The sequence below is a fragment of the Leeuwenhoekiella parthenopeia genome (assembly GCF_020782115.1).
Taxonomy (GTDB): Bacteria; Bacteroidota; Bacteroidia; order Flavobacteriales; family Flavobacteriaceae; genus Leeuwenhoekiella; species Leeuwenhoekiella parthenopeia.
Window position 1 is genome coordinate 80,496 of record NZ_JAJGMW010000009.1, and the last position, 22,991, is coordinate 103,486.

Annotated in this window: 18 protein-coding genes; 6 read left to right on the top strand and 12 right to left on the bottom strand. The window is 43.6% G+C overall.

Annotated features, from left to right (window positions below; translation table 11 throughout):
• Positions 1-10: 10 nt before the first annotated feature.
• A complete protein-coding gene (locus tag LLW17_RS08660; protein WP_228229859.1) occupies positions 11-826 on the bottom strand; it encodes an SDR family oxidoreductase in 816 nt (271 codons plus the stop codon).
• Between the two features lie 238 nt (positions 827-1,064).
• Here LLW17_RS08660 and LLW17_RS08665 point away from each other — a divergent pair, with 238 nt between their 5' ends.
• Positions 1,065-2,102 carry a LacI family DNA-binding transcriptional regulator gene (locus LLW17_RS08665; protein WP_228229860.1) on the top strand — a complete coding sequence of 346 codons (1,038 nt, stop codon included), beginning with the start codon at positions 1,065-1,067 and terminating at the stop codon, positions 2,100-2,102.
• A gap of 25 nt (positions 2,103-2,127) precedes the next feature.
• On the opposite strand, the gene LLW17_RS08670 is transcribed toward LLW17_RS08665, so the two are convergent.
• The 11 genes from LLW17_RS08670 to LLW17_RS08720 all read right to left on the bottom strand — a co-directional run bounded on the left by LLW17_RS08670 (position 2,128) and on the right by LLW17_RS08720 (position 13,888).
• Positions 2,128-3,744 (bottom strand): UxaA family hydrolase, encoded by a 1,617-nt coding sequence (locus LLW17_RS08670; RefSeq protein ID WP_228229861.1) that lies wholly within the window; start codon positions 3,742-3,744, stop codon positions 2,128-2,130.
• A gap of 33 nt (positions 3,745-3,777) precedes the next feature.
• Complete coding sequence (locus LLW17_RS08675) at positions 3,778-5,232, bottom strand: tagaturonate reductase (RefSeq protein WP_228229862.1); 1,455 nt, start codon at positions 5,230-5,232, stop codon at positions 3,778-3,780.
• A 22-nt stretch (positions 5,233-5,254) separates the two neighbouring features.
• Positions 5,255-6,541 carry a TRAP transporter large permease gene (locus tag LLW17_RS08680; protein ID WP_228229863.1) on the bottom strand — a complete coding sequence of 429 codons (1,287 nt, stop codon included), beginning with the start codon at positions 6,539-6,541 and terminating at the stop codon, positions 5,255-5,257.
• Positions 6,538-7,008 (bottom strand): TRAP transporter small permease, encoded by a 471-nt coding sequence (locus LLW17_RS08685; protein ID WP_228229864.1) that lies wholly within the window; start codon positions 7,006-7,008, stop codon positions 6,538-6,540. The genes LLW17_RS08680 and LLW17_RS08685 overlap by 4 nt, the downstream gene beginning before the upstream one ends.
• 1 nt (position 7,009) lies before the next feature.
• On the bottom strand, positions 7,010-7,996 hold the full coding sequence (locus tag LLW17_RS08690) for a TRAP transporter substrate-binding protein (RefSeq protein ID WP_228229865.1): 987 nt from the start codon (positions 7,994-7,996) through the stop codon (positions 7,010-7,012).
• Positions 7,993-8,664, bottom strand: a complete 672-nt coding sequence (locus LLW17_RS08695; protein ID WP_228229866.1) for a bifunctional 4-hydroxy-2-oxoglutarate aldolase/2-dehydro-3-deoxy-phosphogluconate aldolase — start codon at positions 8,662-8,664, stop codon at positions 7,993-7,995. Before LLW17_RS08695 ends, LLW17_RS08690 begins: the two co-directional genes overlap by 4 nt.
• 10 nt (positions 8,665-8,674) lie before the next feature.
• On the bottom strand, positions 8,675-9,688 hold the full coding sequence (locus LLW17_RS08700; protein WP_228229867.1) for a sugar kinase: 1,014 nt from the start codon (positions 9,686-9,688) through the stop codon (positions 8,675-8,677).
• Positions 9,688-11,115, bottom strand: a complete 1,428-nt coding sequence (uxaC, locus tag LLW17_RS08705) for a glucuronate isomerase (protein ID WP_228229868.1) — start codon at positions 11,113-11,115, stop codon at positions 9,688-9,690. The genes LLW17_RS08700 and uxaC overlap by 1 nt, the downstream gene beginning before the upstream one ends.
• 20 nt (positions 11,116-11,135) lie before the next feature.
• Positions 11,136-11,900 (bottom strand): SDR family oxidoreductase, encoded by a 765-nt coding sequence (locus LLW17_RS08710; protein WP_189319429.1) that lies wholly within the window; start codon positions 11,898-11,900, stop codon positions 11,136-11,138.
• Entirely contained in the window at positions 11,897-12,730 is an 834-nt protein-coding gene (kduI, locus tag LLW17_RS08715) for a 5-dehydro-4-deoxy-D-glucuronate isomerase (RefSeq protein WP_228229869.1), read from the bottom strand. Before kduI ends, LLW17_RS08710 begins: the two co-directional genes overlap by 4 nt.
• A gap of 153 nt (positions 12,731-12,883) precedes the next feature.
• Positions 12,884-13,888, bottom strand: a complete 1,005-nt coding sequence (locus tag LLW17_RS08720; RefSeq protein ID WP_228229870.1) for a DUF4861 family protein — start codon at positions 13,886-13,888, stop codon at positions 12,884-12,886.
• 376 nt (positions 13,889-14,264) lie between these two features.
• Here LLW17_RS08720 and LLW17_RS08725 point away from each other — a divergent pair, with 376 nt between their 5' ends.
• The 5 genes from LLW17_RS08725 (at position 14,265) to LLW17_RS08745 (ending at position 22,988) form a co-directional block, all read left to right on the top strand.
• Positions 14,265-16,502, top strand: coding sequence for a fasciclin domain-containing protein (locus LLW17_RS08725; RefSeq protein ID WP_228229871.1), 2,238 nt, complete (start codon positions 14,265-14,267; stop codon positions 16,500-16,502).
• 1 nt (position 16,503) lies between these two features.
• Complete coding sequence (locus tag LLW17_RS08730; RefSeq protein WP_228229872.1) at positions 16,504-18,882, top strand: SusC/RagA family TonB-linked outer membrane protein; 2,379 nt, start codon at positions 16,504-16,506, stop codon at positions 18,880-18,882.
• A gap of 285 nt (positions 18,883-19,167) precedes the next feature.
• The gene (locus LLW17_RS08735) at positions 19,168-19,788 is read left to right on the top strand and encodes a hypothetical protein (protein WP_228229873.1); all 621 of its coding nucleotides are present in this window, start codon (positions 19,168-19,170) and stop codon (positions 19,786-19,788) included.
• A gap of 11 nt (positions 19,789-19,799) precedes the next feature.
• Positions 19,800-21,293 (top strand): RagB/SusD family nutrient uptake outer membrane protein, encoded by a 1,494-nt coding sequence (locus tag LLW17_RS08740; protein WP_228229874.1) that lies wholly within the window; start codon positions 19,800-19,802, stop codon positions 21,291-21,293.
• Between the two features lie 9 nt (positions 21,294-21,302).
• Entirely contained in the window at positions 21,303-22,988 is a 1,686-nt protein-coding gene (locus LLW17_RS08745; protein WP_228229875.1) for a fasciclin domain-containing protein, read from the top strand.
• The last annotated feature ends 3 nt before the right edge of the window (positions 22,989-22,991 follow it).

The following is a 22,991-nucleotide window of genomic DNA, read 5'->3' on the forward strand; positions in this document are numbered from 1 at the left end:
CGGCATTAGGCTATACCCCCGAAAAAGCTTTAAAACCACCGTCTACCGTAACCACAGTACCGGTTACGAAATTAGCGGCATCGCTACACAACCAGTGAATGGCACCGTGCAAATCTTCGGGATTACCAAATTTACCCAAAGGGGTATGGGTAATAATCGTCTCGCCACGTGCAGTAAGACTGCCGTCTGGGTTGGTAAGCAATTCGCGGTTTTGCTCAGTTAGGAAAAAGCCCGGAGCCAAAGCATTGACGCGAATGGGCGTTTTCATTTTTTGAGCGAATTCAACCGCTAAGTATTGTGTGAGGTTTTCAATCGCTGATTTCGCCGAAGAATACCCCATAACCCGCGTAAGCGGCAGGTGCGCCGATACTGAAGAAATATTTAGAATACTGGGATTTTTTGATTTCTCAAGAAGCGGCAGAAATACCTGAATGGGTAAAAAGCTACCTATGTAATTCAGATCAATCACCTTGCGCATCGCCTCCAGATCTACATCGTGCAGGCTTTGGTCTGGTGTGATTACCGCTCCTTTCATATTACCCCCTGCTGCGTTGATGAGCACATCAATATGGCCATAATGGGCTTCAAGCTGTTCTTTGGCTTGTAGCAATTCTTCTTTGCTGGTAACATCTGCCAGAAGACCACTCGCCTTATGCCCGGCTTTGTTGATATTATCAACCAGAGCATCTACTTTTGATTGGGTTCGGCCCAAAACAACTACGTGCGCCCCGGCTTCTGCAAGGGAACGGGTCATGGACTCTCCGAGTACACCGGTAGCCCCGCTGATGACAATAATTTTATGGGTAACTGAAAGTTTTGAAATCATTCGGTTTTATAAATGTTATAGTTACGTTTAAAAATACAAAATATATCCTTTTAAGCCCGTTTACAAAAGCATTTATCACCTCAATGAGATTCCTGCCTTCTTTGATAATTATAAATATAATTTCAGGCAGAAAGCGTATTTTTAACAGAAGGAAGTCTGTTTTGTGCATTTCATTTCAATTTGCCATTTAAATTTGTACTCCACTACGTAAAACGAAACATTCCCAGATCATCTAAGCATGTCTCAAAAAGAAAAAACAACGATTTACGACATATCTCGAGCTCTAAACATCAGCGCAGCTACGGTCTCGAGAGCCCTCAATAACAGTAACCGTGTAAGTACCAAAACCCGCGAACTGGTTTTAAAAACCGCTAAAGCCTTTAATTACCAGCAAAACAGTCTGGCAGTGGCTCTTAAGAGTGGACGTACTTTTAATGTCGGGGTGGTTGTACCGTTTATTAATCGTGCTTTTTTTGCTTCGGTAATACGCGGTATTGAAGAAGAACTGGAGCCCAAAGGTTATCACGTCATCATTTGCCAAACTCACGAAGACGCGAGCAAGGAAGCCCGCCAGCTTCAGGCTTTACTAAACACCCACATAGACGGCGTATTTATTTCGGTATCTAAATCAACCGAAGACCTCAAACACCTGCAAGCGGTTTTACAATCTAAAATACCTCTTATCTTTTTTGACCGAAAAAAAGATTTAAAAGGAGTAAGTGCTGTAAGCATCGATGATTTTCAGGGTGCCTACGATGCGGTTACACACCTTGTGGAACAGGGGTATACTAAAATCGTACACCTGGGAAGCGATCGTAAACTAAACATTTATGAAGACCGTTATCGCGGATATATCGCAGCACTTAAGGCTCACGGAATTTCGAGCCGGAATCTGTTTACTCTACAAATGAGCAGTACCATAGAATCTGGGATTGAGGCAGTAAATCAACTCTACGATTCTCAAACCGACTTTGATGCGATTTTTTGTGCCAGTGATTATATCGCGCTCGGCTGTGTTCAGGAATTGCGCAGTCGCGGAATACAGGTACCACAGGAAATAGGAGTTGTTGGTTTTAGTAACGAACCTTTTACCAGTCATCTGGAGCACCCGCTTTCTACCGTGGGACAAACGCCTGTTCTTATGGGAAAAATAGCGGCTCAGGTTTTTCTGGAGCAAATAAATGCCGGAAAAGACAGTGATCCAATCGAGAAAAGTGTGGTGCTAAAGCCTGAATTATTTATACGAAGTACTTCATTAAAAAAGGGAACCCTTTGATCCCCTTTGATTTAGCATTAACTGTTTATAACGAAACCCCGCGCTTCCATGGGATAAAATCATCCTGACCTAAAGTATCGGCTTTGGCTTCGACTTCACCACTGGCAACCTGAATTACATATTCCAAAATTTCTTCACCCATTTCTTCGATGGTTTTTTCACCGCGAATTACAGGACCGCTATCAATATCAATAATATCGGGCATTCTGCGTGCCAGAGTACTGTTTGAAGCCACTTTTAGAACCGGTGCAATGGGATTTCCGGTGGGCGTTCCCAGTCCGGTTGTAAAGACCACTACATTGGCTCCGGAGCCTACCATTGCCGTGGTGCTTTCCACATCATTGCCGGGAGTACAAAGTAGGTTTAAACCGGGTTTGGTGACGTATTCCCCATAATCCATTATGGCCTGTATAGGAGAAGTCCCGCCCTTTTTAGCTGCTCCGGCAGATTTCATCGCATCGGTGATGAGACCGTCTTTGATATTACCGGGCGACGGGTTCATATCAAAACCGGAACCGGCATCGATAGCTGACTTTTCGTAATCTTTCATCAATTGCATAAAGCGCTGCGCATCGTCCTCGTTCACACAACGATTCACCAGCTCCTGCTCTACCCCACACAATTCGGGAAACTCAGACAGAATGGGCGAGCCACCCAAAGCCGCCAGTAAATCTGAAGCATAACCCAAAGCGGGGTTTGCCGAAATCCCTGAAAAACCATCAGAACCACCACACTCCAGTCCCATTTTTAACTTTGACAAAGGCGCCGGCTGGCGTTCAATCTGGTTAGCTTTCTTGATTCCTTCAAAGGATTCTTTGATGATTTTAGCCAGCATATGCTCTACCGTACCTTCCTGTTGCTGTTCGTAAATAAGCACCGGTTTTTTCAGATCCGGATTTTTTTCGCTCAAAGCCTTTTTAAAAATATCGATCTGCAGGTTTTGACATCCCAGACTCAATACCGTAGCACCAGCCACATTGGGATTGTTTACATAACCCGCCAGTAGTTTGGATAAGGAAACCGCATCCTGACGAATTCCTCCGCAACCGCCCTGGTGGGTGATGAATTTGACTTCAATATTTTTAAAGATTGCCTCTTCGGCTTCCGCTTCGGCGATAGCAGTATCCTCAGGTACACCGCTTATCAGATTGCGCAACAACTGGCGTTGTTTGCTGGCTTTATGAAACGAAAGTTCCTTTTCAAAAACGTCTTTAAGCAATTCAATATTTCGGTTTTCACAAAACACCAGTGGAAAAAATAACCAGACATTTTGAGTCCCTACCTGACCATCTTCCCGGTGATATCCCATAAACGTGCGGTCTTTCCACTTTGTGATATCAGGTGCACTCCAGGATGTGGTTTCGGTTTTTTGAGAAACGGAACTGGCCTCGTGCTTGACATTTTCGGTAGTTAGTAAACCACCTTTGCCAATAGGGCTTAAGGCTTTGCCCACCAAAACCCCATACATAAAAATAGAATCTCCTGCAGCAAGATCAACCAGAGCTACCTTATGTTTGGCTTTGGAATCGTTTAAAATGTTTACAGACTCGCCTTCAAAATCTACCACATCGCCCTGATACAAATCGACCAGCGCCACAGCTACATTATCTTCGGGCTGTACTTTTATTAATTTACTCTTCATAATCGTTCAGATATCTTTAGACCCTTACTCCGGTTAGGCTTTACTGTATTGTGCTTCAAATTCATTAAATCCGGATTCTACGCCGTGCTCCTCAAGCAACTCAAGTGCCCGTGAAATTTCATCAGTGAGACCTTCGATTTCATTTAAATCCTGATCCCAAAAGGATTGCTCACCTAAAATATTTCGAGCGATTTCCTGATAGTTATTGGTTTTCCAAACCTCCTCAAAAACGGCTACCACAGCAGCATCATCCTGAACGGGAAGTTTTCGGCCCTGCCAATCTCCTCTATAAAAACGAATTAGGCAAGCCAAAGCAAAAGTAAGATGCTCAGGTAATCGATTGTATTTTTCCTGAAAGGCTAATAAACTGGGCAAAACGCGCACCTTAAATTTAGAGACGGTATTCAATGCGATACTCGACAATTGGTGCTTGATAAACGGATTGCGGAAGCGGTCAAAAACAGCGTTGGCAAATTCGTTTAGTTCGTCCTCAGACAAATCGAGGGTGTGGTTTATTTCCTGAAAAACGGCATTGCGAACAAAAGTTCCGGTAAACTCATGATCAACCGTTTCTTTTACAGTCTCATTGCCGAACAAAATGGAAAACGGAACCATCGTTGTATGCGCACCATTTAAAATACGCACTTTACGGGTGCGATACGGCTGCATATCTTTAACAACCAAAACATTCTCGTCAATCTGATCAAAAGGAATTTTGGCCTTTAAATGCTCGTCGCCTTCTATAACCCAAAGCAAAAAAGTCTCAGCGGAAACAATCAAATTGTCTTTAAATTCCAGCTGACTTTGATAGGCGTCGATATCATCTTTAGGATAGCCGGGCACAATACGGTCAACCAGCGTATTGTGAAAACTGTTTGCGGTCTCTACCCAGGATTTAAAAGCATCTCCCAGCTCCCACAAATCTGCATACTGAAGGATTATTTTCTTTAAGGTATCTGCATTATGGTTGATCAGTTCACACGGAATAATGGTCAATCCCATATCTGAAGCTCCTTCAAAATGATTGAAGCGTTTGTAAAGAAGCGCAGTCACTTTTGCCGGAAAACTGTTGTGTGGCGCACCTTCCAAGGTGTCGTTTTCATCAAAACTGATTCCGGCTTCGGTCGTATTTGAAATCAAAAACTGAAGCTCTTCCCCGGTTGCCAATGCCAAATATCTGTTGTAATCCTCATAGGGATTTAAAGCTTCCTCAATACACGAAATAGTATGTATTTCTTCGGCTTCGGTACCGTTTTTAATTCCGCGTAAAAACAAATTATACAGTCCATCCTGGTCGTTCAGCATGTTGATAAGACCGTTTGGCAAGGGCTGAATCACAGCAACGCCGGCATTAAAATCGGCCTCTTTGTTTAGCTTATCTATAATATAATCAACAAATGCGCGTAAAAAATTTCCCTCACCAAATTGAATAACTTTGATGGGTAATTTCTCATTATAACCGGCATTTGCCCTATTTAAATTTTTCATAGGTTATTTCTAAAAGGGTTAGTTATTCAAATAAAGAGGGTAACCACAAACTAATCGCAGGGATAAAGGTTACCAAAAGTAATACGATGGCCATCACAGCATAAAGCGGAAGCAGGGGCTTCATAATTTTCTGGATGGAAGTTCGCGCCACGCCCACACCTATAAAAAGCACCGCTCCCACGGGGGGTGTACACAGGCCTACGCAGAGATTCATCACCATCATAATCCCAAACTGGACAGGGTCTACTCCCATGCTGGTCACTACAGGTAAAAAGATTGGGGTAAAAATGAGTACCGCAGGCGTCATATCCATAAAGGTACCCACAAAAAGCAGCAGGATGTTGATGATGACCAGGATTACAAATTTGTTTTCGCTTAAAGCCAAAAGCGCGGCACTTACATTCTGTGGAATGTTTTCAAAAGACATCACCCAGGACATACTCATCGAAGTCGCGATGAGCAACATCACTATGGCGGTGGTTCCTACCGAATTCAGGAAAATACTTTTGAGACCGGAAATTTTTAATTCCCGATAGATGAAAGACAATACCAGCGTATACAAAACCGCAATACCCGAAGCTTCGGTTGCTGTGAAAATACCGGTGATGATTCCGCCGATAACCACAACAAGCAAAAGCAAACTGGGCAGCGCATCTAAAAAGGTCTTTAAAATCAGCTTAATGCTGCTGCGCTCTCCTGCGGGATAGCCTTTCTTTTTAATCCAAAAGGTCGCTACCAGCATCAACGCCAGTCCCATTAATATCCCGGGGATATAACCGGCCAAAAACAACGAAGCGATAGAAACACCACCACTGGCCAGCGAATACACAATTAAAATATTAGAAGGCGGAATGATCAAACCTGTAGTTGACGAGGTAATATTGATGGCCGCTCCAAACTCTTTCGAATAGTTTTCTTTCTCCATAAAAGGGCCCAGAATCCCACCAATCGCAGAAGTCGCAGCTACTGCGGAACCGGAGATTGCACCAAAAAGCATAGCTGCAATAACGTTCACATAAATGAGACCGCCGGGAAGTGCTCCCATTAAAGCTTTGGCAAAATTGATGAGCCTGAGGGCAATACCTCCCTGATTCATAACCTGCCCTGCGAGCACAAAAAGCGGTATCGCGAGAAGCGAAAAACTATCAAGTCCTGTTGCCATACGCTGGGCGATGGTCGTAAAACTGGCCATAGATTCTATGGAAATCATTATGGTGCACAAACACGAGATCCCAATAGACCATGCCACCGGAACACCAATTGCAAGCAGCACAAAAAATACCAGAACCAATACTACAATCTCAATCATGACAACAGGTATTTTTTAGGATTAGCCAATTCGATAACTTTATAAACGATGATCAATGCGCCGCTAATGGGCAAGACCATATATACATAGCCCAGCGGAATTGCCAATGCGGCTGAGCTTTGACCCAGTTCAAAATTTACATAAACCAGATTGCCACCACCGATGATCATCGCAAAAATGGCAAACAAAATCACAAGGATATTTATGCCGATGCGCAGTTTAATGCGGTTTTTCTCATTGAGTTTAGGCGGAAGAATATTTATAGCCAGGTGATCCTGCTGGCCTGAAGCATAAGCGGCTCCCAAAATGCCAATCCAGATCAATAAATACCTTGCAATTTCTTCGGTAAACGAGCTGGCAGACTGAAGCACATAGCGCGAAAAAACCTGCCACAACACAGCGATAACGATTGAGGCCATTAAAAAAACCAAAACCGAACCTAATATTTTATCTAATGTTTTTTTCATCTTAATCGGTAGTTACATTTTGTATTTCTTCGATAAGCCGTTTCATTTCCGGGTTCTGTTTGAACTCTTCATACATAGGTTTTACCAGTTCCCTAAAAGGTTCTTTATCCGGATAGGTTACCTTAACTCCGGCTTTTTGAATTTCAGTGAGTGCTTCCATTTCGGCCTCGTGCCAGATTTTCTTTTCAAATTCGGCAGATTCCATCGCGGCTTCCTTGACCCATTTTTGTTCTTCGGGTGAAAGGTCGTTCCACACCAAGGTGCTTATCAAAAGTTCGTCCGGTAGCGCGGTATGCTCATCTACCAGAAAGTATTTGCAGACTTCATAATGATGGGACAGGTAAAAACTGGGCAAATTATTTTCGGCTCCATCTACTACGCCCTGTTGCAGGGCTGTATACAATTCTCCCCAGGATATCGGCGTAGGCGAGCCCCCCAGATACTTTACCATATTGATTGCCGTCTGGCTTTCCATCACCCTAAGTTTAAGACCTTGCAGGTCCTGCGGACCTTCGATAGGCTCTTTGGTATAAAAACTGCGACTTCCGGCATCGTAAAAGGTTAATCCCTTAAGGCGTTGGGGAATACTTGCGTTCAATAATTCTTCGCCTATAGGACCTTCCAGTACTTCAAAGCGGTGCGCTGCATCTCTGAACAAAAACGGAAGTCCAAAAACCTTCAGCTGCGGTGCAAAATTTTCAAGTACCCCGGTAGAAACCTTGGTCATCCCGAGGCTTCCTATTTGCAACAATTCCAGACATTCACGTTCAGAACCCAATTGCTGACTGGGATAAATATCAAGGCTCATTTTTCCGCCCGACTTTTCGACCAGACGTTCCCCCATAAACACCATGGCTTTATGTACGGGGTGCGAAACATCAAGCCCGTGTGCCAGTTTAATCACGCGTTTATTAGAACTTTCCGCACAACCAGAAAACAGTACTACTGATCCAAAAACAAATACGATAAAGAAGCGCCAAAGTCTCATGAGCGCAGTTCTTTTACAAGGTTCAGAGCATTTTTGATGGTTTCGGTAATCGCAGGATAATCGTACTGCCCTTCCCTGTTTTTAACAAAAAGCTTAGAACCAATACCCACACAATGCACTCCGGCATCAAACCAGGTTTTCAGATTTTCTTCGGTAGGGCTCACGCCGCCGGTGGGCATAATGCTCGCCCAGGGCAACGGACCTTTTACCGCTTTGACAAAAGCAGGACCTCCTACCTGTGCTCCCGGAAAGATTTTGACCACCTCAGCACCCAGCTCGAGCGCATAAGCGATTTCGGTAACCGAGCCACAGCCCGGCATCCACCCCACTTTGCGGCGGTTGCATACTTTGGCCATTTCTTCGCTAACAATTGGGGAAACGATAAAGTCAGCTCCCAACTGCAGGTATAAGGCCGCAGTGCCGGCATCAAGTACCGAACCTACGCCCATAATCATCCCGTCGAGTTCTGCTTTAGCATACTTATTCAGGTCGCTAAAGACCTCGTGGGCATAATCCCCACGGTTTGTAAACTCGAAGCTGCGCAGGCCGCCGTCGTAGCAGGCTTTTAAAACCTGTTTGCAAACCTCAATATCTTTGTGGTAAAAAACGGGAACGATGCCATTTTCGCGCATCTGTAAAACCGTTTCTATACGTGTGTATGTTGCCATTTGTGTGTTTTTATCGTTTTATGCGTCCGCCGGTATTGCCCTGCATGACTTCGGTGATTTCTGCAACCGAAACCAGATTGACGTCTCCCAAAATCGTATGCTTAAGAGCGCAGGCGGCGTTTGTAAATTCTAAAGCCGTGGCTGCATCAAAATGACGCAGGCCATAAATGAGTCCGGCGGCGTAGGCGTCACCGGTACCAATGCGGTCTACAACCTGTGTGATTTCCAGTTCGGGAGTTTCAAGGTACTCACCAGCTACCCAGGCGCGACCATAAATTTTTTGCCAGCTGGCGCTTACTCCGGTTCTGATTTTATCAAAAACCTGCGTGATAGTTGGGCATTGTTGCATCAGTTCTTTGGAGGCTGCTACAAAACCTTCCTGATCCTGACTGAATGAAGTCCCCAGAATCTCGTTGATTTCATTTACTCCCCCTATGAAAATAGTCGAAAGGCTCACCAGTTCTTTGAGCACTTCCTGCCCGTTACGCCCGTACTGCCATAAATTGCTACGGTAGGCCGGGTCTGCGGTGATGTGTAATCCTTTCGCTTGCGCGGAAACTAAAGCCGCTTTAAGCGCTTGATACGCGTTTTCAGATATTGCGGGCGAAATGCCTGTCCAGTGAAAAAAACCGGCGTCTTCAAATTCGGCATCCCAATCTATTTGGTCTGCCTGAATATTTGCAAACGAACCGTGAAGGCGGTTGTAAGCGATCTGGCTGCTGCGCATGGCAGAACCCACTTCTAAAACATACTGCCCGATGGGATGATTTACTTTTTGTACCGAAGAAACATCAAGCCCGTACTGACGCATACTCGCCAGAGCGGCCTCTCCTACCAGGTCATTAGATACTGCGGTTATGTGCTTTACCGGTTCACCCAGATAAGCAAGCGAAGCTCCTACATTCATTTCGGTTCCCCCAAAGAAAAAATCGAGGGATTTGGCCTGCATCAGTTTGCGGTTTTCGGCGGGCGAAAGGCGTAGCAGAACTTCACCAAAGGTGATTATTTTTTTTTGCTCACTCATTAAAAATCGAAATAGGCTTTCGCATTATTGTAACTGATGTCTGCAATGATTTTGCCCACAAGATCCATATCCTGAGGCAACTCGCCGGAAGCCATCTCGCGACCAAACAAATTGCATAATACTCTTCTAAAATACTCATGACGGGGGAATGAAAGAAAGCTTCGGCTGTCTGTCAACATACCTACAAAACAACTTACAAGTCCCATATTTGAAAGGGCATTTAGTTGCTTTTCCATACCGTCCTTCTGGTCTAAAAACCACCAGCCTGAACCCCACTGCACTTTACCTTTGATGCTTCCGTCATTAAAATTACCAATCATCGTGGCAAATACTTCATTATCTGCGGGATTGAGGTTGTAGAGTATGGTTTTGGTGAGTTTATCGGTACTATCCAGACGATTTAAAAAAGCCGATAAAGCTTCCGCCTGAGCATAATCGCCGATAGAATCCCAACCGGTATCGGGACCTAATTGCGCCAGCATACGTTTGTTGTTGTTTCGCAAAGCCCCTAAATGAAACTGCTGTACCCAGCCTTTCTCGTGGTAGTTTTCGCCCAGAAATACCAAAATTGTGGTTTTAAACTGCTCTGCTTCCAGGTGGGAAAGTGCTGCGCCATCGCGACGCTTCGCGAAAATCTGACGCACTTCCTTATCGGTTGCAGGAGCCCAGGAGAGATTATTCAAACCGTGATCACACAACCTACATCCATTTTTATGAAAGAAATCAATGCGCTGCTGCAAGGCCTCTTTTAAGCTATCATAATCTGTAATTGCCACGCCTGATACTTCGGCCAGCTGATCGAGATAGTCGTTGTAATTTTCGGCATCTATGAGGATGGCTTTATCCGGGCGAAAAGCAGTACTCATCGTAAGTCCTGCCTTTGAACCGTCGTATGCCCGGTGATGATCAAGCGGGTCTAGCGGATCTTCGGTAGTGCAAACGGTTTCAACATTCATCTGTTTTAGGAGACCGCGACATGAGTTTTCAGGCAACTGCAACTGGCGGTTGATCTCTTTGTAGATCTCAGATGCAGATTGCTCGTTTAACAATTCGTCTACATCAAAATAGCGCTTGAGTTCGAGGTGCGTCCAATGAAACAATGGATTGCGTAACGTAAACGGAACAGTTTTAGCCCAGGCTAAAAACTTCTCCTCGTCAGAGGCTTCCCCGGTGATGTATGCCTCGTCAATACCCAGAGCACGCATCGCACGCCATTTGTAATGATCGCCGTATAACCACACCTGTGTAATGGTCTCAAACTGCCGGTCTGCTACAATTTCTGCAGGCGGCAGGTGGTTATGATAGTCTATAATAGGTCGTGGCGCTGCGTAGTTGAAGTACAACTCTTCGGCAAAGCGATTTTGTAAAAGGAACTCTTTAGTAATAAAACTACTGCCTACCTTTTTGATATTTTCTTCTGTTAGCATACGTATTTTTCGATTGGTTCTTATCTGCCCATCCAGCCGCCATCTACGGTCATAACGGTACCGGTCATATAATTGCTTGCGGGCGAGGCTAAAAATACCACAGGACCTTTAAAATCTTCCGGTTCACCCCATCTGCCTGCCGGAATACGGCCCAGAATAGACGAACTGCGCTCAGGGTCATCACGTAAGGCTTCGGTGTTGTCTGTAGCAATATAACCCGGCGCGATAGCATTAACCTGCACACCTTTACCGGCCCACTCGTTAGAAAGCGCCATGGTTAACTGCCCAATGGCACCTTTAGATGCTGCGTAGCCGGGAACGGTGATTCCGCCCTGAAAGGTAAGCAATGATGCCGTAAATATGATTTTACCGCTGCCTCTTTTTATCATTTCTTTACCCAACTCCCTGCTGAGGATAAACTGGGCGTTTTGATTGACTTCGATCACTTTATCCCAATACGCGTCGCTGTGCTCTGCGGCGGGCGCTCTTAAAATGGTACCGGCATTGTTGACCAGAATATCTATGGTTGGATTCTCTGCTTTAACCTTCTCAATAAATTTGTAAAGGGCTTTACGGTCTGAAAAATCACATTGATAGGCACTGAATTTCTTTCCTGTTGCGGTAACTGCTTTTTCGATATCTGAGCCCGAAATTTCTAAGGACGCCGAAACCCCGATGATATCTGCTCCCGCTTCGGCAAGTGCTTCGGCCATTGCGAAACCTATACCCCGTTTACAGCCGGTTACCAATGCTGTTTTACCTTCTAAACTGAATAAACTCATTATTTTAAATCTTCAGGTGAGACGCCGTCCATATCGCCATAATCCATGTTTTCGCCTGCCATCCCCCAAATAAAGGTATAGTTTGAAGTCCCGGCACCGGAATGTATAGACCACTCGGGCGAAATAACCGCCTGATGGTTTTTCATAAAAATATGTCGGGTTTCATCGGGCTGACCCATAAAATGACTGATGGTCTGGCCTTCTTCCAGATCGAAGTAGAAATAGACTTCCATTCTGCGGGTGTGGGTATGCGCCGGCATGGTGTTCCATACATTGCCTGCTGCCAGCTCGGTCATTCCCATTTGCAACTGGCAGGTATCAACCACGCTGTTTACTAAGAGTTTGTTGATCACCCGTTTGTTTGAATATTTGGTGTCGCCAAGCTCTACGATCTCGGCTTCCTTTTTCGTTACTTTTTTGGTAGGATACGCGTGATGTGCAGGAGCCGAATTGATGTAAAAATAGGGTTGCTCTTCTGTGGCTTCAAAAATCACTTCTTTAACGCCCTTACCTACGTAAAGCGCTTCTTTATTGCCCAATTCGTAGACTTTGCCGTCAACGGTGACCTTTCCTTTTCCACCTACATTGATGACCCCAAGTTCTCTGCGATCCAGAAAATGTTGAGCCTTAAGATCATCTATTGGCTCAAGTTTTAAGGCTTTGCTTACCGGAAACGCACCTCCCGCGATATAGCGATCGTACATAGTATAGGTAAGGTTGATTTCATCTTTTACAAAAATGGAAGGGATTAAGAAATGCTCCCGAAGCTCCTGAGTGGTATAGCGTTTTACATCTTCCGGATGGTGGGCGTATCTAAATTCTGATTTTGTCATGGTGTGTTTTTTAAAAGATTTGATTCTTATCAAATTTACAAATCTCAATTTTAAATGTAAAATTTACATTTTAAAAGTCTTTATGTTTAGCGTTTTGATATCCAAATATAACCAGGGCTTTACCGAAGCTTATCCTGCACTGTAGGGTATACCTTATTCCAGGGTTCCTTCAGAATCCAGTGTGGCCAGCTTAGCTGTAAGATCTGCCTTGAAGGCTTCTTTAGATTTGATTCCTTCCTTTTCCTGCTCCCAGGCACTTAGAATGTAGTACGTCTGTGTTTCCGTAGAAGGATTAAAAACCACCAAATGATCGTGTGGCCCTTGGGTAGTAGCAGCCTGTGCGGTTTTGTAAAAAATCGCCATCCCGAGCTGGTCGTTTTCACCGGCAAGGCTTTGCTTGCCGTAGGTGGCGATATAGGCCCAGTCTCCACTTTCGCTGGTAGCCTGCATTAATGGAATATCTTCAAACTTAACGATGCCGGTGGCAAGACCCTCAAATTCAACACCGGGAGTAAGCTCTGCCTTTAAGAAACGGTCTTCCGGAAAAATACTGATGGTTGATTTTAGATCGGTAATCACATCTCCGGTCTTCCATCCTTTATAATCTATCGTAACACTTGATTTTGAATCTGAATTATCCACTTTTACCAGCGTTTTTTCGACCTCATCAAAATGCGCGATGGTATCTGCCGTAAACCTGCCGTAGCCACCAATGCCCATTGATTTTCCGGCTTTTAAAATATCCTGCCCCCAGGGTGCATTGTTGTGGTAGGAGTCAAAACCATCCTGCCCCACGTAAGGTAAAACCAGCGTATCTACTTTTTTTCCGAAAATATCAATCGCGTTTCTCCAGTCTAAATACAAGCGATAAGCGATTTGCTTGTTTTCCCATCCCGGACCTTCGTAGCGAATAAACCAGGAATGATCTGTGTGCTCTTCAGGAAGGTCTAGTTCATCAACATTTACAAATTTACCGCCCTGATATTCGCGGGATTCAGAACTCCAGTTCCCACCTTCTTTAATTGAAATTTCGGCGTAGGTGGCAGGAATCTCTTTAACCTCTTGCGCCGGTTCGTCCTGAGTAGTTTTGTTCTCCTGATTTTTACACATCGTAAACGTGGTAAGGATGCAGGCTAAAAGAAAAAGCTTTGATTTCATAGATCTGTATTGATAGGTTTACTAAAATCGATAAGGTTTATAGATTTTGGGAACTCAAGTCCCTTTTTTAACATTCTGTAAAGTAACAAAAATGTAATCGATTGCAAAAATTTGTTGTGAGATTACCTCATCTATTGCCAGAATATGTGCAATTCGACAGTATTTTTAGTTGTAGACATCTCAATCAAATCAGTAACTGATTGACTCTTAGCACAAAAAATATTTTGATAGAAATTTGAAAAATACTTGAGTAAAGCAGGTCAGAGCAGGACACTTAACTTTCATTTAACATATAAATTTGATTTCGAATATGCTTCTAGGACGGTTTTACTACATCGAAATAGTAGGCACTAACTAAATTTTTAAGTAAAAACTCATGAACCGAACTTTACTCAAAAAAACCATTCTTTTAATTTTTTGTGCAATCGTTTTCGCAGCGTGCAGCAGAAGTGAAGTTGATGAATACTACGAGCGGCCGTCTGATCTGGAACCCCCAATTTACCAAACTTTGGAAGCTCAGGGAAATTTCACCAACCTAACCACCTTAATTGAAAAAGCAGGTTATAAAGACATTCTCAGTAAAGCCGGTTACTGGACGATGCTTGCTCCTAACGATGCTGCTTTTACCACTTTTTTTCAGGAGCAGGGTATTGCCAATGTAAATATGGTAGATTCAGTAATGGCTGCAAAAATTGTTAGATATGCTCTGATTTACAACGCATTTCGCACCGACCGCCTATCAGACTACCAATCGCGTTTAGGCTGGGAAGAAGATAATGCCTTTAGACGCCGTACTGCTTATTACGATGGATTTGTAAAGAAAATGGTTAATGGCAGCGAAATCGTTATCGCCGGCTCTAACAGAAACACAAATTTAAGCGGAGAATCCTACATTCCCGGTGATAATAACAATAAATACATCACCTACTTTCTGGAAGACTTTATGAGCGCTGCAGGCCTTAGCGCTTCAGACTACAATTACTTCTTTCCTTCAGAAAATTATACCGGTTTTAATGTATTAAGCGCTGAAGCCCAGGAAACCAATATAATTGCTGAAAACGGAGTCATTCATGAGGTTGACCGGGTATCCCTTCCCCTATTGAATCTGGATCAAAAGCTGGAGGAAAGCTCCAATTACTCACTCTTTAGAAGTTTTCTGGAAAACAATCTTGTGCAATATATATTTGACCAGGACGCCACTACAACTTACCAAAACTTTACCCGAAATAGTGATCCTGTTTATGTAAAAGTTTATGATGCAGCACTCTCCTTTTCTCCGAATAATGAAAATTACTTAAAGGAAGAAGACAATGATGGCCAGGCTGAAGCCTATACCCTTTTTGTACCTGAAAATGCAGCCTTACAACAATTTGTAGATAACATTTTACTTAAAAACTACGCTTCACTACAACAGCTTCCTAAATACGTTTATGAAGATTTTATAAATGCACATATGGTGCAAAGCGCGGTATGGCCATCGCTGCTGGCTAGCTATAATAATGAGCTGGGCGAAGAAATACGTATAGATCTTAACAGTGAAGTGCGCGAAGCAGAGGTATTGAGCAACGGCTTCTTTTACGGCACGACGGTAGTACAGGAATCTAACCTGTTCTTTAGTGTGTACACTTCTGCTTATCTGGATCCTGAATTTACACTGGCGACCCGTTTATTTAATGACGGTTCAGGTTTTCGTGAAATCATCAGTAATCTTTCGAGTCAATACACCTTGTTTTTGCCCTCTGATGAAGTGCTGGCCGATTTAGGTTTTGGTTACGATATACCTACTTCTTCCTATACCTATACCGATCCCGCCACAGGAAATGTGCTGCCTGCAAATATCGCCCGATCCAGACTTTTACGAGTGCTTTACAATGGTATTGTGCCAACCCCCAATGGCGAATTGGATGACCTTTCCGGTTCCGGAATCATACGCTCAGGAGATTTTGACCTTCCCGGAGAATACATTAAATGGGAAAACGGCCAGGTGTTTGCCGCCGGTAATGAAGTCTCTGGTCAACGGGTCACTATTTTAGGAAGCGAAGACCAGCGTAATGGCCGCACCTATTATATAGATCACATTCTAGAATTTAGTGAAGAAAATCAGGGACGCGATTTACAACTTCTGGCTCAGGAGCCCGGCTCAGAATTTGCAAACTTTTACAATTACCTCAATAACTCGATAATTTACGATCGAAATTCTGGAGCAATAGATGGTATTGAACTGGGAACCTCTTACACGTTTGTGATCCCTAATAATGCGGCTATCGTGCAGGCTGTACGAGATGGCAGACTACCCGGAGATCCTAACACCGGCGTACCCAACTTTAACCCTGGTCCACAGGGTCAAAAAGATATTGTGGCAGATTTTATACGCTATCACATTCTTGCCACACGCACCGCCTCAGATGATGGTTTGATTAATGGTCTTACCGAAACCTTACTGCGTGATGGTCTGGGCGAAAAAACCTATGTAGATGTGAGCAGCGCTCCAGAGGATCTTTTCTTTACCGATTCTGCAGACCGAATCGCCAATTACATTCCGGCTTTTAGCAACAACCTTGCTGACCGAAGCTTAATTCACCTTGTTGACAACTATCTTTTATATACAGAATAAGATGAAGCAAAAAACTACCCATATTCTTTATTGTTTCTTATTGACCGTATTACTCGTCGGTAACTTTTCGCTTCAGGCTCAGGGATCTGACCTGGTAGTGCGGGGAACCATTACAGACTCCAGTAATGGTCAACCCATTCCCGGAGCTACCATTGCCGAGCAGGACGCCGAAAACCGAACCGTAAACGGAGCTATTTCAGACTTTGACGGAAACTTTGCGATGCGCATCAAGAATCCTAATAACAAACTGGTATTTTCAACCCTGGGTTATACTTCGCAAACCATTCCCTTAACCGGAAAGGCTTCTTACAATGTGAGTCTAACTCCTTCTGTTGATGAACTTGACGCCGTAATGATTTCCGTAGAAAAACAGGTAGAAAGCGGTTTGCTTAACATTGCCGAACGCAACCAGACAACCAGTAATGTGACCGTAAAAGCCAGTGAGGTTGAAAACACCCAGGCTGCTTCTATAGACGAGGCGCTTCAGGGTAGGGTTCCCGGGGTTGATATCGTTGCAAACTCAGGTGATCCCGGTGCCGGAATGCAGATTCGTATACGAGGTACCTCATCAATTTCCGGCTCTTCAGACCCGCTTATCGTCGTTGATGGTATGCCCTATGAAACTTCAATCCCTCAGGATTTCAATTTTGGTACTGCAGATCAGCAGGGCTATGCCGCTTTACTGAACATTGCACCTTCAGATATTGAAAGCATTACCATTTTAAAAGATGCCGCAGCGACAGCCATGTGGGGATCACGGGCTGCAGGTGGTGTTTTGGTAATCAATACCAAGCGCGGTGCAGTAGGTAAACCTAAAATTGGATACAATTTTACCGGTACGTACATGCAGCTTCCCAATACCATCCCCATGCTTAGTGGTGATCAATATTCTCAATTGATACCTGAAGCGGTGATGAACCGGGATGGGGTACCTCTAAATACCCTTACCGTAAAGGAGTTTCAGTACGATCCGCAGGAAGTGTACTGGTTTAAAAATTACGGAAATAACACAGACTGGGTTGAGGCCATTTCACAAACCGGCCTTACGGGGGAGCATGTGCTTTCACTACAGGGAGGTGGCGAAAAAGCCCGCTATTTTACTTCTGTAGGCTACTACGATTCTAAAGGGGTTACAAAAGGAACCGGTTTTGAACGTATTAATGGAAGATTAAACCTAGACTATATCGTATCAGACCGTATTCGGTTTAGAACAGATATTGCCTACACGCACACCAATACCGAACGTAATTATGTAAATACCTTTGGCACTTCAGATCGCGACAGACTTAGAAGTGTTGCCTATACCAAGATGCCAAACATGAGTATTTATGAATACGACGATGTGGGCGACCTTACTCCTAATTATTTTTCACCAGCTATAAATATTCAAGGTGCCTATCCCGGCACCTATAACCCGGTAGCTCTTGCAGAATATGCAAGTAATACTCAGGTAGGTGATCGCATTGTACCTCACTTTAATCTTCAGGTAGACCTCATACCTAAACGATTAATTTCCACATTTGACATTCAGTTCGACTTCAACAGTACCAAGGCAAAAGCTTTCTTACCACAAAACGCCACCGGCCGCCCCTTTACCGAAACAGTGGTCAATCAGGCTTCAGACGCCGATGTTGACATTGCCAGCATCACCTCAAAAACTAACATTATATACACCCCCGATTTAGGCAAAGACCAAAGTCTGCAGGCTCTGATGAGTTTACAAACCAATGATTTCAGGTATGAGTCACACCAGGCTTTAACTGCGAATACTGCGTCCTCTTTACTTACAGACCCATCGGTTCCGTCAAGAACTCAAAATTCTGACCTGAGATTGTACACCAATAACAGCCAGGCCAGAAGTGTCGCCGGGTTGGTTAGTGCCCAATACAGCCTGCTCGACCGTTATATTGTCAACGTAGGTCTTCGGGCAGATGGTAATTCTAAATTCAGCGCAGACAACCGCTATTCACTTTTCCCTTCTGTATCAACGCGATGGAGGGTTTCCGGAGAATCCTTTATGGATGGTTTAGATTTTATTGATGACCTGAGTCTTAGAGCAAGCTACGGTCAATCTGGAGGAACGCCCAGATACGATTACCGTTTTTTCAACATCTACGGAAACTTTGATGCTGAGTATCTGGGTCAAAATGGTGTATATCCACAAAATATACAGCTTGATAATTTACGTTCTGAAACCCTTACCGGTAAAAACCTGGGCTTAAACCTTCAGCTTTTTGACAAAAAAATTCAGCTTGATGTAGATATTTATCAAAACCGTACCACCAATCTGCTCTTCGAAAATCTGGCTATCTCTTCAGTTTCAGGTTATGGCAGCGTATCAGATCAAAACGTGGGTACCATTGACAATCAGGGTTGGTAAATTGGCCTTTACACAACGCCATATAAGTCTGATAAGTGGAAAGTTGAATTCAATTTCAATATTTCACGCAATCAGAACGTCATTCGTGAGATCTCAGAGTTTTTCCCAAGTGAGCAGGGTTTTGTTGACCGTAATGGCGAGTATAAAAGATTTCTGCAAATTGACAATCCGTTTGGTTCCTTTTACGGCTATCGTTTCAAAGGAGTTTATGCAGACCTGGATGCGACACGAGCCCGGGATGCAGATGGTAATGTGATCACAGGACCTAACGGACAAGAAGTTTTTATGCGCTTTAACTACCCGGCTATCGATTATACCTTTCAACCCGGTGATGCTATTTATGAAGACATCAATAAAGACGGAAATATTGACAGCCGTGATGTTGTGTATTTAGGAAACAGTAACCCAAAATTTATAGGCGGTTTTGGACCTACAGTAACCCTAAACAACCAATTTAAATTTATACTCTTCTTTACCTACCGCCTCAATTACGACATCATTAACGGTACAGACATGCTAACCACAAACCTATACAGCTATGACAATCAAAGTACTGCTGTGTTATCAAGATGGCGCAATCCGGGTGATGTAACAAATATCCCACGTGCAATTTTTAGAGGTGGATATAACTGGCTGGGGTCTGACCGTTATGTAGAAGACGCATCTTTTCTAAGATTGCGATCTGCAACCTTCAGTTACAGTTTTGACAAAGGCTTCCTCAAGAAATTTAAAATGGATGACCTGCGTGTGTTTTTTACTGCAGACAACCTTTTCACCTTTACCAATTACCGTGGCCAGGATCCTGAAGTGAGTATGCGCGGTGGTGATCCTTTTGGTATTGCAATAGATTACTCACGTACTCCGCCTACACGCAGATTTACATTAGGTATTCAAACCCGATTTTAATACAGCTTGATATGAACAAAAGAATTTTATATCCATTAGTATTCGTCCTGACCATTATTGCGCAGTCATGCGACAATTATCTGGACCTCAAACCTGAAGACGGTACCGTACGGGAAGAATTTTGGCAAACTAAAGAAGATGTACAGGCTGCAGTAATTGGCGTGTATTCTTCCTTACTGAATAACCCACCATCAGAACGCGGCCTAACCCTTTCTGAACATCTCTTTATGTACGGGGAACTACGCGGTGGCATGGTAAGCCCCGGACCCTTTGCTCTAGATGATCAGCGCGACGTGCTTACTACAAACATTCTACCTTCAAACTCTGTTGCAGACTGGTCTGTTTTTTACCGAATCATCAACTATTGTAACACGGTCATCGATCTGGCGCCAGATGTTTTAGAACTAGACCCTACCTTTACCGAGGTTCAATTAAACAATAACCTGTCTGAAGTACTTGCGATTAGGGCCTATCTCTACTTCACCCTGGCACGTACCTTTAAGGATGTGCCTTTAAAATTAAATGCCACACTTTCAGATAAGGAGAATTTTCAGATTCCCGCATCCTCGCAGGATGAAGTATTTGCTCAGGTGATCGAAGATCTTCAGAGAGCAGAACGTCTGGGTGTTGAAGAATATTCCACTACTCCTGAAAACAAGGGGCGCATTACAAAAGCAGCTATAAATGCGATGCAGGCAGACGTGTACCTTTGGACCGAAAATTATAACGAAGCTCTCAATGCAGCCAACAAGGTTATCAACACCGGTAAATTTTCACTGGTAAGCAGCAGAACACAGTGGTTTAATACCGTGTTTGCTGAGGGGAATTCTTCAGAAAGTATCTTTGAGTTTCAGTATACCACACAAAATCTAAACCCCTATTACGGCATCTTTTTACAAAGACCCCAGTACCTGGCAGCGCCTACGGTTTTAGAACAGGTTTTTGGGGTAGATTTTGACGATCCTGAAAACAAGGACATTCGTGGTGAGCGCGCATCTCTGGTTCCGGGAACTAACGAAATCTATAAATTCACCGGTTTAAGTACCAACATTCGTAAAAATCTACAGGAATCAGACACCCATTGGTTTGTGTATAGATATGCTGATGTTTTGCTAATGAAGGCAGAAGCTCTTAACGAATTGAACAGGGGTGCAGAAGCTTTAGATATTGTAAGTGAGATACGCGAAGAGCGGGAAGCTATTCAGCAAACGGCCCAGCAACTTGGGGCAGATAATAAAAGTGGCATACGACTTTACATACTTGCTGAACGCGCCCGTGAACTGGCATTTGAAGGCAAACACTGGTTTGATGTATTGCGCAATGCCCGCAAAGAAAACTACGCGAACATTGATATTCTTATCGGTATCGCGTTGAGAAGTGCACCGGCAAATCAACAACAAATTATTACTGCAAAACTGCAGGACCCCAACAGCCATTACCTTCCTATCAGCGAAAACGAACTTATAACCAATAAAGCATTGGTACAGAACCCATTTTACAAATAGACTTTAGCTATGAAAAAAACACAATCATTTCCGTATTTATTGAGGCTTATCTTAATTGTTGCGATAGCCGGTCTGGTCTATAACTGTACAGATGAAAAATACAAGGAGTCTACAGACGAAACGTTGAACATTACTGAATTTTTAAGGGCTAATGATGAATATTCTGATTTTCTGGAGATTCTAAAAATTACAGGTTACGATTCATTTATGAATACGTATGGTACCTATACCCTGTTTCTACCCAATAACGAAGCTGTAGCAGCTTACATGGCAGATCTGGGAGTTAGCAGCCTCTCCGAAATACCCTTAGAAGATTTACAGGAACTGGCGAAACTGCACATTTTAGATCAGGTAATCAATACCACAACCTTTACCGATGGTAAAATTGCTACTCCAAGTTTACAGGGACAATTTTTGATTACCGGCGCCAGAAATGCTAATGGTACCTCTAATATTACCGTAAACAAAGATGCCCGAATAATAGCTTCTAATATTGAGGTTGGTAATGGTTTAATTCACGTTTTGGATAAAGTATTACGGGTAGCAGACCAAACCCTAGCCGAAACCCTCGAAGCAGACCCGTCACTTTCGTTATTTACAGAAGCTGCAAAAGCTACCGGATGGTTTGAAAAACTTGATCAACCGGTAACTTATAACTCAGACAGCATCCCAAGCTATCTTACGGTTTTGGCTCAAAAAAATGAAGTATTTGCAGAAGCAGGTCTGGATAATTTAGAAGATCTGAAAGCACGCTACAGTCATCTAAACGATCCTACTAATCCTGCAGACAGTCTTAACCTGTTTGTGGCCTATCGCATCTTACCCGGACTTAATTACATGGCTGATCTGGCGGTAACACCTGCTGTAACAACAAAAGCTCCTCTTGAAGTAATAACCGTGAAATTAGCTGTTGACACGCTTTTATTAAACGAAGAAACCTTTAATGGCGTTTTAGAAAAAGGGGTGGTTGTCAATAGACCACAAAGCGACATAACAGCTTCTAATGGTGTAGTACATTTGGTAAATGAAAACTTTTTCATCAAAAAGAGATTGCCGGCACCTGTTTATTTTGATGTGGCAGACCAGCCTGAATTCAGACAGCTAAGTTCAGTATTTAGAGTACCTGGAAACAGTGTCTACCTTAAGAAAGAAGAACTCAGCCTGGTTGACTGGCCGGACAGTCAATCTCTTGGCTATGTAGCTGCCGCCATAGGTGATGGTGCCTTTTTAAGTCAGGCCTGGCACGGGGATGTTATAGATATGGTTCGGTTTAGAAACGGGTTTCTTGATCCTATTACCTTTGATACTCCCGTAATAATAAAAGGGCAGTACAAGGTATGGGTATCTTATCGCTCTAATGGACGATCATCTGCTGCTACCGAAGTGCGCTTTGATGGTGTGGCCCTACCCAGACTCATAAACTTTAGAGAAGGTGGTAATACCGATCTACCGGAGCGTGTACTCGAGTCCCAGGGTTACAAACGCCATATCGAGCCTTATACAAACCGTTTTAACTGCCGTCTGGTAGGTATTATCAATGTAGAAACCACAGGCAGACATAAAATTACTCTTGAAGCAATTCAGGATAGTAGCAACGGTAACACCTGGATTGACGTAATTGAATTCAGACCTATAGACATGGATCAACTCTATCCCAAATTTGAAGCCGGAGGTGATGGCCTTATCTACCAATAATTT